The 16,347-nt window shown below is 63.3% G+C and carries 16 protein-coding genes; 6 read left to right on the top strand and 10 right to left on the bottom strand.

Going from position 1 to position 16,347, the window contains the following annotated elements:
• Nucleotides 1-6: 6 nt before the first annotated feature.
• Entirely contained in the window at nt 7-1,188 is a 1,182-nt protein-coding gene (locus tag AC3YOG_RS07990; protein WP_164854793.1) for a type III PLP-dependent enzyme domain-containing protein, read from the bottom strand.
• Nucleotides 1,189-1,382: 194 nt separating this feature from the next.
• Between AC3YOG_RS07990 and AC3YOG_RS07985 the strand changes: the two genes are divergently transcribed.
• Both AC3YOG_RS07985 and AC3YOG_RS07980 read left to right on the top strand, forming a co-directional pair.
• On the top strand, nt 1,383-2,846 hold the full coding sequence (locus AC3YOG_RS07985; RefSeq protein WP_489934713.1) for a Do family serine endopeptidase: 1,464 nt from the start codon (nt 1,383-1,385) through the stop codon (nt 2,844-2,846).
• Nucleotides 2,847-2,855: 9 nt separating this feature from the next.
• The gene (locus tag AC3YOG_RS07980; protein ID WP_489934712.1) at nt 2,856-4,184 is read left to right on the top strand and encodes a replication-associated recombination protein A; all 1,329 of its coding nucleotides are present in this window, start codon (nt 2,856-2,858) and stop codon (nt 4,182-4,184) included.
• Here AC3YOG_RS07980 and AC3YOG_RS07975 read toward each other — a convergent pair.
• Entirely contained in the window at nt 4,181-5,332 is a 1,152-nt protein-coding gene (locus AC3YOG_RS07975; protein ID WP_127752928.1) for a patatin-like phospholipase family protein, read from the bottom strand. The genes AC3YOG_RS07980 and AC3YOG_RS07975 overlap by 4 nt on opposite strands.
• A 123-nt stretch (nt 5,333-5,455) precedes the next feature.
• On the opposite strand from AC3YOG_RS07975, the gene crcB reads away from it, so the two are divergent.
• The 4 genes from crcB to AC3YOG_RS07955 are packed head-to-tail and all read left to right on the top strand — an operon-like array spanning nt 5,456 to nt 8,268.
• A complete protein-coding gene (crcB, locus tag AC3YOG_RS07970; protein WP_127752929.1) occupies nt 5,456-5,839 on the top strand; it encodes a fluoride efflux transporter CrcB in 384 nt (127 codons plus the stop codon).
• The gene (locus tag AC3YOG_RS07965) at nt 5,836-6,825 is read left to right on the top strand and encodes an RluA family pseudouridine synthase (RefSeq protein WP_489934711.1); all 990 of its coding nucleotides are present in this window, start codon (nt 5,836-5,838) and stop codon (nt 6,823-6,825) included. Before crcB ends, AC3YOG_RS07965 begins: the two co-directional genes overlap by 4 nt.
• Nucleotides 6,822-7,505, top strand: a complete 684-nt coding sequence (locus AC3YOG_RS07960) for an HAD-IA family hydrolase (RefSeq protein WP_489934710.1) — start codon at nt 6,822-6,824, stop codon at nt 7,503-7,505. The genes AC3YOG_RS07965 and AC3YOG_RS07960 overlap by 4 nt, the downstream gene beginning before the upstream one ends.
• Nucleotides 7,489-8,268 (top strand): ATP12 family chaperone protein, encoded by a 780-nt coding sequence (locus tag AC3YOG_RS07955; protein ID WP_489934709.1) that lies wholly within the window; start codon nt 7,489-7,491, stop codon nt 8,266-8,268. The genes AC3YOG_RS07960 and AC3YOG_RS07955 overlap by 17 nt, the downstream gene beginning before the upstream one ends.
• Here the strand turns inward: AC3YOG_RS07955 and folK are convergent.
• The 8 genes from folK to rimO all read right to left on the bottom strand — a co-directional run bounded on the left by folK (nt 8,265) and on the right by rimO (nt 16,145).
• The gene (gene folK / locus AC3YOG_RS07950) at nt 8,265-8,699 is read right to left on the bottom strand and encodes a 2-amino-4-hydroxy-6-hydroxymethyldihydropteridine diphosphokinase (RefSeq protein WP_489934708.1); all 435 of its coding nucleotides are present in this window, start codon (nt 8,697-8,699) and stop codon (nt 8,265-8,267) included. The two genes, AC3YOG_RS07955 and folK, sit on opposite strands and share 4 nt — an antisense overlap.
• Nucleotides 8,699-9,085, bottom strand: coding sequence for a dihydroneopterin aldolase (gene folB / locus AC3YOG_RS07945; protein ID WP_172123161.1), 387 nt, complete (start codon nt 9,083-9,085; stop codon nt 8,699-8,701). Before folB ends, folK begins: the two co-directional genes overlap by 1 nt.
• 1 nt (nt 9,086) lies before the next feature.
• Entirely contained in the window at nt 9,087-9,953 is an 867-nt protein-coding gene (folP, locus tag AC3YOG_RS07940; RefSeq protein ID WP_489934707.1) for a dihydropteroate synthase, read from the bottom strand.
• Between the two features lie 66 nt (nt 9,954-10,019).
• Entirely contained in the window at nt 10,020-11,789 is a 1,770-nt protein-coding gene (locus AC3YOG_RS07935) for an SLC13 family permease (protein ID WP_489934706.1), read from the bottom strand.
• 102 nt (nt 11,790-11,891) lie between these two features.
• Nucleotides 11,892-12,713, bottom strand: coding sequence for a sulfate ABC transporter permease subunit CysW (gene cysW, locus AC3YOG_RS07930; RefSeq protein ID WP_489934705.1), 822 nt, complete (start codon nt 12,711-12,713; stop codon nt 11,892-11,894).
• Nucleotides 12,710-13,552 carry a sulfate ABC transporter permease subunit CysT gene (gene cysT / locus AC3YOG_RS07925; RefSeq protein ID WP_127752938.1) on the bottom strand — a complete coding sequence of 281 codons (843 nt, stop codon included), beginning with the start codon at nt 13,550-13,552 and terminating at the stop codon, nt 12,710-12,712. The genes cysW and cysT overlap by 4 nt, the downstream gene beginning before the upstream one ends.
• A gap of 51 nt (nt 13,553-13,603) precedes the next feature.
• Nucleotides 13,604-14,602, bottom strand: a complete 999-nt coding sequence (cysP, locus tag AC3YOG_RS07920; protein ID WP_489934704.1) for a thiosulfate ABC transporter substrate-binding protein CysP — start codon at nt 14,600-14,602, stop codon at nt 13,604-13,606.
• A 172-nt stretch (nt 14,603-14,774) separates the two neighbouring features.
• Nucleotides 14,775-16,145: a 30S ribosomal protein S12 methylthiotransferase RimO gene (gene rimO / locus AC3YOG_RS07915; protein ID WP_489934703.1), complete on the bottom strand. Its 1,371-nt coding sequence runs from the start codon at nt 16,143-16,145 to the stop codon at nt 14,775-14,777.
• Nucleotides 16,146-16,347 lie beyond the last annotated feature (202 nt).

Here is a 16,347-nt window from a genome sequence, read left to right as displayed (position 1 = left end):
TCGCGCTTATTCCGGCTGGACGTCCTTGCCGGTGTAGACTTCCTCGACCCAGTACTGGTCACGGCGGTCAAAGCCGTTGAACGGGGTCAGCGAGGCCTGGGTATAGGCACCCATCAGGCCGAACTCGATCCAGTCGTCTTCATCGATATCGGCGGGCAGGGTGAACACCTGGGGCAGCACGTCATAGCTGTCGCAGGTCGGCCCCCAGATGGTGAACTCGGAGAACTCGGCATTGTTGTCGTGCACCCGCGCACCGCGCCACACCCGCACTGGGGGAGTAAAGTGCATGAACTTCACTTCCATCAGCGAGCCATAGGCGCCGTCATTGACATAAACCGATTGGCCGCCACGCTGATGCTTCACCCGCAGCAGCAGCGAGGTCGACGAGGTCACGAGGGCCCGACCGGGCTCGATGATCAGCTCAGGGCGATTCTTGTTGCCGAAATGATCCTCGACCGCGGTCGAGATCGTTTCGAAATAATAGTCCATCGGCGGCGCTTCGCTGGTCGGGTAGGGGGCGGGATAGCCGCCACCGATATTAAGGCGTTTCAGCTCGATCCCCGCTTCGTTCACGATGCGCGATGCCGCCGCGATGTGACGCTCATAGGCATAGGCGTCTTCGCACTGCGAGCCGACATGGAAGCAGAGGCTCGGCGTATAGCCCATCTGCTCGACCATGGTGACGATCTCGGCGGCGCCTTGCTCCATCACGCCGAACTTGATGCCAAAGTCATAGGACTTGAGCGCCTTGCCCGCCTTGAAGCGCGTGGTGACTTCCACATCGCGCGACGGCGACACCACTGACGCAAGCTGATCGAGCTGCTGGGGATGGTCGATGGTGAAGGAGCGAACGCCGAACTCCTCATACGCCCGCACGATTTCCCGCTTGTTCTTGATCGGGTTGTTGTAGTGCATTGCTGCACCCGGCGCATAGTCGCGCACCAGCTCCATCTCGCGATTGGAGGCAACGTCGAATGCTTTGAGCCCTTCGCGGTGCAGCTGCGCAATGATGTGAGGCGAGGGGTTGCACTTGACGGCATAAGTCAGCAGCCCGTCAAAGCCCTTGCGAAACACCTTTGTGGCCTTGTGCAACTCCCGCTCCGAGAACAGAAATGCCGGAAAATCCGGAGCTTCCGCAGCGATCAGCGCGGAGGTATTGGGAAACACGTGTTTCGGCTCAGTGGTCATTGACGACTTGCCTTTCCGGCACAGGAGAGAGGGGGGAGGTGAGCGCTGCATATAGGGTGCCAGGCCCCCCAATTCAAACCTTTATTTGCATTGGATTTATCTGCTGGCCGCTGTGCCATTTTGACGACAAAGTCTGGGCGTTTCGCTGCCCCTCCGCGGCCGCCGCGCCGCACCCTTTGCTGGAGTTTTGCTTGATGCGTGTGCAGGCTTGGATCGGGGCTGGTTTGGTGCTTGGAGCTCTGGCTCTGGGCGGGACACTGGCTTTGGCTCCCCTACAGCAAGCCACCGTGGCGCAAAGTCAGGATCTTACCTCGGCGCCTGCTGGGCGGCAGGTGCCCCAGAGCGAGGGCCAGCTCAAGCTCAGCTTCGCGCCGGTCGTGGCGACGGTCGCCCCTTCGGTGGTCAATGTCTATGCCACCCGCATCGAGCAGCAGGCCACATCCCCCTTTGCCAGCGATCCGTTCTTCCAGCGCTTTTTTGGTGGCCGCCAGTTCCAGAGCCGACCGCGCGAGAGCCGCTCGCTAGGCTCCGGCGTGATTGTCGATGCCAGCGGCGTCGTGCTCACCAACCGCCATGTGATAGAGAGCGCCACCGATGTGCGTATCGCCCTTTCAGATGGCCGTGAGTTTGCCGTCGACATCGTCGTCGAGGACGCCCAGACCGATCTGGCCGTCCTGCGCGTGCGCGACCCCGCTTCCGTCACCTTCCCAGCCATCACCTTTGCCGATTCGGACGGGCTCCTCGTTGGCGATCTGGTGCTCGCCATCGGCAATCCCTTCGGCGTCGGGCAGACGGTGACGAGCGGCATTGTTTCCGCCCTGGCCCGCACCGGCGTGGAAAGCAGCGATTACGAGTTCTTCATCCAGACCGATGCGGCGATCAATCCGGGCAATTCCGGCGGCGCGCTTGTCGATCTCGACGGCAAGCTAGTTGGCATCAACACCGCCATTTATTCCCAAACCGGGGGCTCGGTAGGCATCGGCTTTGCCATCCCCGCCAACATGGCGCGGCTGGTGGCCGATGCCGGTGTCGCCGGTGGCGAAATCGTGCGCCCCTGGTTCGGCGCCAAGATGCAGACAGTGACCGCCGATATCGCCAAGAGCCTCGGCATGCCCGCGCCGCATGGGGCGCTGATCACCGAAGTGGCGCCTGGTGGGCCGGCCGAACGCGCCGGCTTTGCCTCGGGCGATGTGATCGTGTCCGTGGACGGCATCACTGTCGATGATCCCAGCGCCTTCAACTTCCGCCTCGCCACCAAGCCGATCGGCACCCAGACCCAGCTCGAGCGCCTGCGCGGCGGCAACACCCAGGCCATTGCCTTCACTGTCGAGACTGCCCCCGCTGCCGGACCAGACAAGATCGCCGACATCAGCGGCAACACCCGCTTTGCCGGGACCAGCGTGCGTCAGCTTGATCCGGCCCTTGCCGAAGCCAAGGACCTGCCTTACGACGCCAAGGGCGTGCTGATCACGGCGGTGGAGCCCGGCTCGCCTGCCGATCAGATGGGTTTGCGGGTGGACGACATCGTGCTTTCGCTCAACGATATCAGCATGGATACCGTGCAGGCCTTCACCAGTGCCGTCGCGCAGCGGGTCCGTACCTGGCAGATTATCCTCCAGCGCGACGGGCGGGTGTTGCGCAGCATTGTCAGCGGCTAAAGGAGCCCCATGGCCGATCTTTTCGCCACCCCGACCGATCAGTCCGACGAGGATCGCGCCCGCCCTCTGGCCGATCAGTTGCGTCCGCGCAGCCTCGATGAGGTGATCGGGCAGACCCACCTGCTCGGGCCCGATGGAACGCTGCGCCGCATGATTGCCTCTGGCCGGCTGGGGTCGCTGATCCTGTGGGGCCCGCCCGGCACCGGCAAGACCACGGTGGCGCGTCTCCTCGCCGATCAGATCGGCTATGAGTTCGAGCAGATCTCGGCGGTGTTTTCCGGCGTGGCCGATCTCAAGAAGGTGTTTGAGCGGGCTCGCTTCGTTCGGCTTTCCGGCAAGAAGACGCTGCTGTTCGTGGACGAAATCCACCGCTTCAATCGCGCCCAGCAGGATGGCTTTCTGCCGGTGATGGAAGACGGCACTGTGGTGCTGGTCGGCGCCACGACCGAAAACCCCAGCTTTGAACTCAACGCCGCCTTGCTCTCGCGCAGCCAGGTGCTGCGCTTCGAATCGCTCAGCCTCGAAGATTTGGAAAAACTCGTCGGGCGTGCCGAAGCGCTTGGCGGGGCTGCGTTGCCGCTGGAGCCCGATGCCCGCGCGACGCTTCTAACCCTTGCCGATGGCGACGGCCGCGCCTTGCTAGGGCTGGTGGAAGAAGTACTGGCCTCGGCCAAGCCTGGCGAGATTCTCGATGCCGCCGCGCTTCTGACCGTCGTGCAGCGCCGCGCGCCCATCTACGACAAGGCCCAGGACGGGCACTACAATCTGATCTCCGCGCTGCACAAGACCGTGCGCGGCTCGGACCCGGATGCGGCGCTTTATTATTTCGCGCGCATGCTCGACGCCGGGGAAGATCCGCTGTTCCTCGCCCGCCGCCTCATCCGCATGGCCGTGGAAGACATCGGCCTGGCTGACCCGCAGGCGCTGCCCCAGGCCGTCGCTGCCCGCGACGCTTACCAGATGCTGGGTTCACCCGAAGGCGAACTCGCCCTCGCACAGGTCGTGGTCTACCTGGCTCTCGCGCCCAAATCGAACGCCGTCTACACGGCGTTCAAGGCCGCAACCAGCCTTGCCAAGTCCACCGGTTCGCCCATGCCGCCGATGACCATTCTGAACGCGCCCACCAAGCTGATGAAGGGCTCGGGTTATGGCGATGGCTATATCTATGACCACGACACGCCCGAAGGCTTTTCGGGGCAGGAGTACTTCCCCGAAAAGCTTGGGCGGCAGAGCTTTTATCATCCGGTTGGCCGCGGCTTTGAACGGGACCTCGGTAAGCGGCTCGATTATTTCGCCCGTCTGCGTACCGAAAAGGCAGGCCGGGAGGAGGACGACTAGTCCTCCTGCTGCCACACGCCGGCCTTGCCGCTTTCAAAGCCATAGTTATAGAGCGCCACCAGCCATTGCGGGCTGCCAAACAGATTATCCGTGCTTGGGAACTCCGGGGGAATGGCCGTAAGGCTGTAGTCGATGCCGCTTTCCGCCACCATGGACGAAAGCACGGCGATGTCGCTGCGTCCGCGATACTTCAGCAGCGTCGGGATCGAACGGCCCAGGATCGAGGCGCTGGTCATCTGCACCGGCTCGCGGGTAGGAGCGATGGTGCCGTTATAAATGACATAGAGGTGCCGGTTGCGGGAGGCGGCGCCCGGCAGCCCATCAAATCCGCCCGGCAGCAGAACCAGGTTCTGCGTCACCCCGCCATCCACATGCAGTTCGTCATAGCCTCGGCCGCCTGCAGCAACATTGATCAGCACAGGCGGATAAATGCCCGGGACCGCCGCCGAGGCCAGGATGATCTGGCGCACCAGCCGCAGCTTGTTGGGAATGGCACTGACGGCGATGGCGCCGATATCCCACACCACCGGCCGCTCGGCATCCAGATTGGTGGTCCCGATCAGCAGGCGCCGTCCTTTTTTGTGCTCAATGGCAATCTCATCAAGGGCCTGTGCATCGACAAGGCGGGCAATGGCATTGATGAGCGGGCGGTTGCTGGCGATCGAGGGCGCGCCCAGCACGGCTGAAACGAAGTCGAGGGCGGGTGAGCGCTGCAACGCCAGATCGGCGAAGATCGCCTGCAGCCGGCTGTCATAGCGCGGGCCAAGGAATGCCATGGGCGCGATCATGGCGCCGACGCTGATGCCGGTGACGACCTCGAATTGCGGCCGGTCCCCGCGCGCCGTCCAGCCCACCAGATAGCCCGCGCCATAGGCGCCATTGATGCCGCCGCCCGAAAGCGTCAGGTAATCGATGCTGCCATCGCCCGCGTCGCGCAGGTCCGCGGCCTTCATCTCGGCGGTTTCGTCGCCCCAATAGCGAATATCGGCGTCAATGGCCGAGCCCGGGATGCCGGCCTGTTCGGTCAGCGCTGCCGGTACGGCCGGCAACCGGCTGCTGATGCTCACGCATCCCGCGAGAGCCAGCATGGCCAGGGCCATCCCCATGGAACGAACGCCGAGCGCAAGCCCCTGATCAAAAACGGTCATTATCTGCCCCAGTCACTTTGTTGCCCAATAGCTGAGACTTGGAACTGTTCCCGTGCCAACACCGGCCTTCTTGCATTTGTTTGAACTGTGGCTAAACCGCCATGGGGAGCAAGGAGCAAGTGCATGAGTGGTTATCTGTTGATTGCCTGCGGCGGCGCTTTGGGTGCGATGGGGCGCTTCGGCGCCTCGACGATTCTGGGGCGTATGCTACCCTCAGGCTTCCCCTTCGCTATTTTGCTGGTCAACATTGCGGGCTCTGTGGCCATGGGGCTGCTGGTGGGCTCGCTTGTGCGCTGGAGCCCGAGTTGGGCTGAGGAAGCGAGGCTCTTTGCCGCAGTGGGCGTTCTGGGCGGTTTCACGACGTTTTCGAGCTTTTCGCTGGACACTTTGACGCTGATCGAGCGCGGCGCACTCCTCCAGGCCGCTCTCTATGTGCTGGCATCGGTTGCTGTTTCGGTGGCGGGGCTGTATCTGGGGCTTTTGGTCACGCGAGGCAGCCTGACATGAGTGCGGTGCAGCAGCGCCAAGTGAGCGGCGATGAAGACGGTATGCGTCTGGATCGCTGGTTTGCGCAGAATTTCCCCCAGCTTGGTTTCGGACGGCTGCAAAAGCTGATCCGCAATGGTGAGGTGCGTGTCGATAAGGGCCGGGTGCAAACCAGCACGCGGCTCTCGGCCGGCCAGACCGTGCGCATCCCGCCCATCGACGATGCCGAAGCGCCCCGGCCGCCCAAGGTCAGCAATGCCGACGCGCAGTTCCTGCGCGACCTCATCCTGTATGAGGACGACGACATTTATGTCTTCAACAAGCCTGCCGGCCTTGCCGTGCAGGGCGGCAGCGGCACCAAGCGACACATCGATGGCATGCTCAAGAGCCTGCCCAACAAGAAGGGCGAAGCTCCCCGGCTGGTGCACCGTCTGGACCGCGACACCTCGGGGTGCCTTGTGGTCGCCAAGACCCATGCTGCCGCCAGCCATTTCGGCTCGGTCTTCCGCTCCCGCTCGGCTCGCAAGATCTACTGGGCCATCGTCGCGGGCAATCCCACGCCGCGCCAAGGCGAGATCTCCTGCTTTTTGGCCAAGCAGTCGACCACCGATGGCGAGCAGATGGTCGTGGTGCGCAACGGCACGCCCGGCGCGCAGCATTCCACCAGCTATTATTCCACCACTGATACTGCGAGCCGTCGCTTTGCCTGGGTGACCCTCAAGCCCGTCACCGGCCGCACCCACCAGCTGCGCGTCCATATGGCCCAGCTCGGCACGCCCATCATCGGCGATCCCCGCTATTTCAATATCGAGAACTGGCAGCCTGCCGAAGGGCTGGGGGAGGGGCTTCATCTTCACGCCCGCCGCATCGCTCTGCCCCTGCGTGGTGGCAAGCGCCTCGATATCTCCGCCCCGCTGCCGCCCCATATGCGCCAGAGCTTTGAAGCGCTCGGCTTTGATCCCGACCGCTACGATGTTCAGGGCGATGATCCGGAGGAAGCGGCATGAACCTTATCATGTTCGACATGGACGGCACGCTGATCGACACGCAGGCCCTGATTGCCGAGCACATGGCCCGCACTTTCGAGGATGCCGGCCTGCGCCCGCCCACGCCAGCCGAAGCGCGCCGGGTCATCGGCTTGTCGCTGCCACTGGCGCTGGGGCGTCTGGCCGGCAATGATGATCCCGCCATCATCGATCCCATGGTCGATGCGTACAAGGCGCACTATCGCGCCTCGCTCGTAGCGGACAGCAGCCGCGAAGCGCTGTTCCCCGGCGCGCTTGATGCGCTGAACCGGCTGCGCGTGCGCAGCGACACTGAACTCGGCATCGCCACCGGCAAAGGCTTGGCTGGCGTCGAGCGCATCCTGGCGCTGCATGGCATTGCCGGTCATTTCGTCAGCTTCCAGACGCCCGACCACAATCCCTCCAAGCCTCACCCCGGCATGATTCACCGCGCCATGGACGAACGCGGCGCCCTGGCCACGGATACGATCATGGTGGGCGACACTACCTTTGACATCGAGATGGGCAAGGCTGCCGGCGCATGGGCGATCGGGGTTAGCTGGGGTTATCACGAAGCCGATGAATTGCTCGCGGCCGGAGCCGATATCCTGATCGACACGTTTGATCAGCTCGACGCCGCGGTTGAACAGCTGATGGAGCAAGAGCATGCGCGACCAGCTTGAAGACATCCAGAAGCACCTCGATGACGGCTATGGCCGTGCCCAGGAACTCGACAAGGTCGAGCTGCCCGTCCGCTTCTACAAGGACATGGGCGTCGCTCCGGTTGACGGTGGCTTCGTCGTCACCCTCGATGGTCGCCCCACGCGCACGCCCGGGCGCAAATTGCCCATCGTCGTGCCCGCTGCCGGGATTGCCACCACCATGGCCGAGGAATGGGCGGCGCAGGGCGAACGCATCGACGCCACCACCATGCCCACCGTCCGGCTGATCAATTCAGCCATCGAAAGCGGCGAGGAGTTGGTGCCCGCATTGCGCGCCGAGATCATCAAATTCGCCGGCGGCGACCTGATGCTCTACCGCGCCGAAGCGCCGCGCGAGCTGGTGGCCGAACAGGAAGCCGTTTGGGACAACGCGCTCGTGTTACTGGCCCGCCATTTTGGCGTTCGTTTCCAGCCCACGGTCGGCATTGTGCACCAGGAGCAACCTGCAGCAACGCTGAGCCGGCTCGCCGAAGAGCTCGAAAGCGAGAACCTGCTGGTGCTGACGGCACTGGTCTCCATCACCGGGCTCACCGGCTCGGGGCTGCTGGCGCTGGGTCTTTGGCACAAGCTCTTTACCCCCGACCATGTCTGGACGGCCGCCCATCTCGACGAGGATTTCCAGATCGGCCAGTGGGGCGAGGACGAGGAAGCCGCCTATCGCCGCGCCCGCCGCCGCATCGAATTCGATGCCGCCGTCGGCGTCTTGGAGCACCTGCGCCCCTAACTGCGCCGGCTGGTCAGCCACTGCGCCACTTCGGGCGCAATCTCCCGCAGCGGATCGAGCACGAAGTCGCGTTCATGGGCATAGCGATGCGGCAAGGTCAGCCTTGCCGTATCCATCTCCAGCCGCTCATAGGTTACCACATCGATATCGATCAGCCGCGGCCCCCAATGCTCGAGCCGTTCCCGACCCATCACCGCTTCGATCGCCTGCAGCGCGTCGAGCAAGGGTACGGGTTCCAGCGCGGTGTTGATCTCTAGCGCCAGATTAAGAAAATCCGGCTGGTCCGTCTTGCCCCAGGGCTTGGTCGTGATCATGCCCGATTGCGCCACGACGGCGACCCCGTCCGCTTCACCAATCCGCCGCACGGCTTCCGCCAGATTGGCGGGTGCATCGCCCAGATTGGCGCCCAGGCTGAGCCATGCCCGTGCCATCAGGCGACCGGCCGCTGACGGTGCAGCTCGATGGCCGCTTCCCCCCGCACCATAGCGATCGGCGCTTCGGGCTTGCGGATCCGAACCACGATCCACTGCACATCGGCAAAGGCTGCGAACACGCCATCAACGATGTTCTGCCCCAGCGCCTCGATCAGATCGACCCGCTTGCCTTCAAAGGCCGCTTTGACCACGTCATAGATCTCGGCATAGGAGACCGTCGAGCCGATCTGGTCGGTATAGCCGGGCTCCGACAGGTCCACCCCGCATTCAAGGTCCACAAAGAAGCGCTGGCCCAGCGTTTGTTCTTCGCTGAGCAAGCCGTGGAAGCCGTAAAAACCGAGATCGCGCAGGATGATGCGGTCGCCGCTGAATGGCTGGCTCATCTCAATTGTTTCCTTCTGCCGGCGGGCCATATAGCGCCGCTTCCGCCACGCGCAGCGCGTCGCGATGCGCGCGCACATCGTGCACCCGGAAGATATGGCCACCATGGCTATAGGCCAAGACATTGCTCGCGATCGTACCCGCGAGCCGCTCCTCGGGCTCGTTGCCCAACACCTTGCCAATCATCGACTTGCGCGATGTCCCCACCAGCATGGGCAACTGCACACCGTCCCCGGCGGAACACGCCTTCTCTAGCCGCGTCAGCATGGCGTAGTTTTCGGCCAGGCTCTTGCCAAAGCCGAAGCCCGGGTCCGCGATCAGCTGCTCACGCCGGATCCCTGCCGCCTCGGCGACCGCGAGTGTTCCCGCCCAATAGCTCTGCATGGCAGCCAACAAATCGTCGCCGGGGTCGCGCGACTTGTCCCAGTGCATGGCAATCACCGGCACCCCGTGCAGCGCCGCCACGGCAGCCATGTCTGGATCGCCTTGCAGGCCATGAACGTCATTGATCATCGCGGCACCCGCCTGGATCGCCTGATCGGCGACCAGCGGCTTATAGGTGTCAATAGAAATCGGGACCCCGATTTGGGCGGCACGGAGCGCATCGAGCACCGGCATAACGCGGTCCAGTTCCTCCTGGACGCCAACCAATGCCGCGCCCGGGCGGGTGCTTTCACCGCCCACATCGATGATATCTGCACCCTCAGCCACCATCATGCGAAAATGGTCTACAGCCGCTTCCACCCGATTGTGTTGCCCGCCATCGGAAAACGAATCGGGCGTCACATTGAGGATGCCCATGATCTTGGCGGTGGGCCCCAGGAGGAGCGGTGGTTGGCCGGGCAGGTCTATCGAGTGGGATGTGTGCATGAAGGGCGCGGTCTCCGGTACCGCAACTTACCGGTGAGCATCGGCCCGCTCAAGCACGCTAGCTCGTTAGAACGGCCACACCAGCATCAGCATCGGCACCCCGACCAGAATCACCAGCAGCGATAGCGGTAGCCCCAATCTCGCATAGTCGCTGAACTTGTACCCGCCCGGCACCATCACCAGCGTGTTGCACTGATGCCCGATCGGCGTGAGGAAATCGCAACCGGCCCCGATCGCCACCGCGAGCAGAAACGCCTCGGGCGCATAGCCCAGATCGGTGGCGAAGGTCGCCGCAATCGGCGCCATCACAAGAACGGTCGCCGCATTGTTGAGGAAGGGGGTCACGGCCATGGCCGCAACCATGATCAGGGCGAGAGCGCCCCAGCCCGGCAAGGTGCTGGCGGTGGCGGAAAGCCAGCCGGCGATGATCTCGGTGCCGCCGGTCGAGCGCAGCGAATCGCTGACGGGGATGAGGCAAGCGAGCATGATCAGGATCGGCGCATCGATCCGATTATAAACCTCCCGCAGCGGCAGTGCGCGCGTCAGCACCATAGCGGCCGCCGCAGCAAAGAACGCCGGTGCTACTGGCACCACTCCAAAGGCAGTCGCTGCCATCGCCACCAGCAAAATCCCGAGCGGCACGAGTCCGTTGCGCACGCTGCCAATGCGTAAGCCACGCTCCACCAGGGGCAGGCAGTCCCATTCGCGCAGCAATTCAGGCAGCTTGTTGAGATCGCCCTGCAGCAGCAGCACGTCGCCATTGCGGAACCGGATCTGTCCCAGCCGCTCGGTCAGGCGCTCATTGCGCCGGCTCACCGCGAGAAGATTGAGCCCGGTGCGATCGAACAGCGTCAGTTCCTGCGCGGTGGCGCCGATCAGGTCCGAGCGCTCGCCCACGATTGCTTCGATCGTGCCGGTTTCCTGGGAGGCATTGGCAATAGCGTCGCGCCGCTCGGAAAAGGAAAGCCCTGCCTGCGCCACCATCTTGTCGAGCGCGTCGGGTTCACCCTCAATCAGTAGCGTGTCGCCCGCCTTGAGCTTGGTGTCCGGGAAGGGTGTACGGCGCTGTCCGGAAGCACTGAGAATGCGCGTCACCATCGCCCGCCCGTCCGCGAGCCCCTGCAATTCGCCGATCTGCAGCCCTACCGCGCCAGTATCCTCGAGCACATGGGCTTCGGTCGTATAGTTCTTGATGTCGACTGCGGATTCCATGCCGCCATCCGCCGGTCGGCGCTCGGGGAGCAAGCGGTAGCACAGCACGAGAAAGGCAACACCCACCACGGAGAGCGCCGCGCCCACAGGGGTGAAGTCGAACATGGTGAAGGGCGTGCCGACCAACTCCTCGCGCACCCGCGACACAATGATATTAGGCGAGGTGCCGATCTGGGTCATCAGACCGCCGAGGAGCGAGCCAAACGACATCGGCATCAGAAACAGCGATGGCGACACGCCCGAGCGGCGCGCCATCTGGAAGGCGATGGGCATCATGATCGCCAGCGCGCCGATATTCTTGACGAATGCGGAAAGCACCGTGACCACCACCACCAGCAACAGCAATTGCGCGCGTGGCGCGGTCAAGCCCGGTGCCAAGCGCCGCACCGCCACTTCCATGACGCCGGAGCGGGCGATGGCGGCGCTGACGATCAGGGCACTGGCCACGATGATGACGATGTCGTCCGAAAAGCCGCTAAAGGCATCCTCAGGCGCCACGATACCCACGGCCATGGCGGCAAGGAGTGCACCAACGGCGACAACGTCGTATCGCCACCTCCCCCAGACAAAGGCGACCATCATGGCGCCAATAACAAGGAAGGCTAACATCTGCGGTGTGGTCATAACGGCTCCGGATTTCGCCATGAGCAACGCCCATGGCTGGCGTTGTATGCCAGAGCCGGAAAATAAAAGCCGCACCTGCGGAGTGGAACCTTTACGCGGTCGCTATCCACGGCCCGCGTTACGGCCGAGCACCGATTTGAGGATCAATGTTACGACCGCCATCAGCGCCAGGGTCGATGCGGCGGCAAAGGCCCCGGTGACGTTGAAGTCGTTGAACAGCTGAGAGATCTGCAGTGGCAGCGTGTTGGTCTGCCCGCGAATGGAGCCGGCAACCACCGATACCGCGCCAAACTCCCCCATTACGCGCGCATTGCACAGCACTGCCCCGTAGAGCAGGGCCCACCGAATATTGGGCAGGGTGACATACCAAAACATCTGCCAGCCATTGGCGCCGAGCGACAGGGATGCCTCCTCGTCCTCGCTTCCCTGCTGCTGCATCAAGGGGATGAGCTCGCGCGCGACGAAGGGCGCAGTAACGAACAGGCTCACGAGGAAAATGGCAAACACCGTGAACATCAGCTGGATGCCTACGCTTTGCAGCGCCGGCCCAAGCAGACCTTGGCCGCCATAGAGGAAGAGATAAGTCACGCCCGCGACAATGGGGCTGATCGAAAACGGGAGCTCGATCAGCGTCACCAGCAGCTGCCGTCCGGGAAAGCGGAACCGGGTCACCAACCAGGCCGCGCAGATCCCGAACACCATGTTGATCGGCACCACGACGAGCGAGGTCAGCACCGTCAGCCAGATGGCGTGGACCGTGTTGGGCTCAAGGATATTGCTGAAGTAAACGCCGATCCCCTCGCGGAATGCCGTCGCAAAAATCAGCAGCAAGGGCACAACGAGGACGAGGCCCGAAAGCACGAGCGCGAGGGCGATCAACAGCCGCTCGCTGAGGCTGCGCGGGGCGGAGGCGAGCCGGCTCATATCCGGCTCCGATCCGTGTAGCGCAGCTGCCAGGCGGCGAGCGCATTGGTCAGGAACAGCGTGCCAAAGGCGGTCAGCAGCAGCACAAAGGCCAGCGCCGCTGCACCCTCGTAGTTATATTCGTCGAGCCGGATAAAGATCAGCAGCGACACGATCTCGGTTAGCCCTGGCAGGTTGCCGGCGATGAACACCACGGCGCCGAACTCCCCGAGCGAGCGCGCAAAGGACAGCACGCAGCCGGCCATGAAGGCTGGCAAGATGGTGGGCCATATCACCCGGGCAAATACCTGCCATGGCGTTGCCCCAAGGGTCCTTGCTGCTTCCTCGAGCTCAAGGTTGGCTTCCTCGAGCACCGGTTGCACCGTGCGCACCACAAAGGGAATGGAGGTGAATGTCATGGCCACAATGATGCCAAGCTGGGTGTAGTTGACCTGTAGTCCCATCGGCGCCAGCAACTGTCCATACCAGCCATTATCGGCAAAGAGGGTCACGAGGACGAGCCCTGCCACGGCGGTGGGCAGGGCGAAGGGGAGGTCCACCAGCGTATCGAGCACCCGCTTGCCGGCAAATTCGTAGCGGGTCAGCACCCAGGCCAGCAGCAGGCCAAAGGCGCCGTTGAAGGCGGTGGCCATGAGCGCCGAAGAAAAGGTGATCCGATAGGCGGCTAGCGACCGTGGCGACGAAACAATGCGCCAGAACTCGGCCGGCCCCATCCCCGCCACCTTCAGCAACATGGCCGCAATGGGTAGCAGGATGATGATGCCGAGATAGAGCAGGGTGGTCCCCAGCGTTACGCCAAAGCCGGGGAGTAGGTTATTGCGTCGGGAAGCGGCGGCCATACGGTCCTCGGCATCGGGCAGCGCACCACAGGAGCGCCGCCCGGCTCAGCTTTATTGATTGAGGAACACGCGGTCCAGCAATCCGCCATCGGCGAAATGATCCGCCGTCACCTTGTCCCAGCCGCCAAAGGCCTCTTCCACCGTCACCAGCCGCACTTCGGGAAAGTCGGCCTTATGGGCGGCAGCGACCGTCTCGTCATGGACGCGGTTGAAGTTAGCCGCAAGGATTTCCTGGCCTTCGGGTGTGTAAAGGAAGTCGAGATAAGCCTTGGCGATTTCCTGGGTGCCGCGCTGATCAGCGACCTTGTCGACCACCGCTACGGGGAATTCCGAAAGCAGGCTGATGCTGGGGACCACCGCCTCATACTCGTCGACGCCAAGCTGGTGCCGGATGCCCTGCACTTCGGCTTCGAAGGTGATCAGCACATCGCCGAGGTTGCGCTCCACAAAGGCGGTGGTGGCGGCGCGCCCGCCGGTCTCGAACACCGGAACATTGCTGAACAGCTTGGTCAGGAACTGCTCGACCTGCGCCTCGTCGCCGCCAAACTCTTCCTGCGCCCAGGCGCGGGCGGCCAGATAGGTGTAGCGCCCATTGCCCGAGGTCTTGGGATTGGGGAAGATCACCTTGACGTCGTCGCGCGCCAGATCGCCCCAATCGGCGATGTTCTTGGGATTGCCAGCCCGCACGAGAAAGGCGGGCAGCGAGTAATAGGGCGAGGCGTTGTTGGGGAACTCGCTCTGCCAGTCCTCGGACACAAAGCCTTGCCGGGCTAGCATGTTGATATCGGTCACCTGGTTGAAGGTAACGAGATCGGCTTGCAGACCCTCAAGGACAGCGCGCGCCTGGGCCGAAGAGCCGGCATGGGACTGGCTGACATTGAGCGTGGTGCCGGTGCTCTCCGCATAGTTTGGCACGAAGGCGAGGTTCACCGCCTCGTAGAGCTCGCGGCCGATGTCATAGGACACGTTGAGGATTTCGGTGGGCTGCGCCGCGGCAGGACCTGCAGCCAGGGCCAGCGAGGCAATGGCTGCGGCAAGAATCTTCTTCATGGGGAACGCTGGCTCCGGTGTGCTGCGCTGGAACAATGCAGCCCAGATGCACGCTGCGCCCGGCGGCGTCAAAGCCTAAGGCACTGGCGCGGATGAGCGATTTACCCGAGGGGCAGTTTACCGGAAAGACATTGCGCCGGCGCTGGGGCCGGCGCGATAAAGTTGTGTGGCACTAGGCCTGGGGAGCAGTCTCGAAGCGCACCGGCGTCGCCACCGTGCTCGGGCGCACCGGGTCGGCGAAGAGGTCGTATTCGTCGCTGTCGGTCACCACTACCTGCACCAGATCGCCCGGCTTGATGCCGGTGGCATCGCTGACCACAACCTGTCCGTCGATATCGGGCGCATCCCACTTGGAGCGGGCGATGGCGCGGTTGGCTGCTTTGTCGATATCATCGACCAGCACTTCGATGGTGCGACCGACCTTCTTGGCCAGCTGGCCGGTCGAAACGTTCTGCGCCACTTCCATCAGCTGCTCGAAGCGATCCTGGGCCACTTCGTCGGGCACGATGCCAACCAGCTCATTGGCCGGTGCGCCGGTGACCGGCTCATACTTGAAGCAGCCCGCACGATCGATCTCGGCTTCTTCCAGCCAATCGAGCAGGAACTCGAAGTCCTCGTCCGTTTCGCCGGGGAAGCCCACGATGAAGTTCGAACGGATGGTCAGGTCGGGGCAGATATCGCGCCAGCGCTTGATGCGATCGAGCGTCTTTTCCTGGTTGGCTGGGCGGCGCATGTTCTTGAGCACGCTCGGAGACGCATGCTGGAACGGAATATCGAGGTAAGGCAGCACCTTGCCTTCCGCCATCAGCGGAATGATCTGGTCCACATGGGGATAGGGGTAGACGTAGTGCAAGCGCACCCACGCGCCCAGCTCCCCCAGCTCCTTGGCCAGGTCATAGAACTTGGCGGCAACCGGACGGCCCCGATAGTTGGAGGTCGCATATTTCAGGTCCACACCATAAGCGCTGGTGTCCTGCGAGATCACCAGCAGTTCCTTGGCGCCGCCCTTCACCAGCCGCTCGGCTTCCCCCAGCACGCCGGCAGCCGGGCGCGAGGCCAGGTCACCGCGGATCTGCGGGATGATGCAGAACGAGCAGCGATTATTGCAGCCCTCGGAAATCTTGAGATAGGCATAGTGCCGGGGGGTCAGCTTCAGCCCCTGCTCAGGCACCAAATCCACGAACCGGTTCGGCACCGGCGGCAGGTGCTGGTGGACGGCATTGACCACCGACTCATACTGGTGCGGGCCCGAAACGGCGAGCACGCTGGGATGAGTCTGGCGGATCAGCTCTTCCTCGACGCCCAGACAGCCGGTGACGATCACGCGGCCGTTCTCGTTGAGCGCTTCGCCGATCGCTTCGAGGCTTTCCTGCTTGGCGCTGTCGAGAAACCCACAGGTATTGACAAGAACAATGTCCGCGCCCTGGTAGTCGCGAGAGAACGAATAGCCCTGGGCGCGCAACGTCGTCATGATGCGTTCGCTATCGACAAGGGCTTTGGGGCAGCCGAGGCTGACGAGGCCAATTTTTGGCGCTTGGCTCATTGAGCACGGTTTCCGATGTGAAGGATTGGTGCCCTCATACAGAAATTGTGCCCAAAGCGCAATCAACCGGCCTTAACGCTGCCGTGAAGCAGGCCTGCACCACGTGCGGGGTTGGGTGCGCTTGGTGAACAGTGTGTGCGTATATGGTCAGATTTTAACAATGATCCACCTAGGCTAGCAGGGTTGAATGCGTCAAACCGGC

This window comes from Devosia sp. Z6_126, from assembly GCF_058133495.1.
This window is presented reverse-complemented; position numbering and strand designations above follow the sequence as displayed.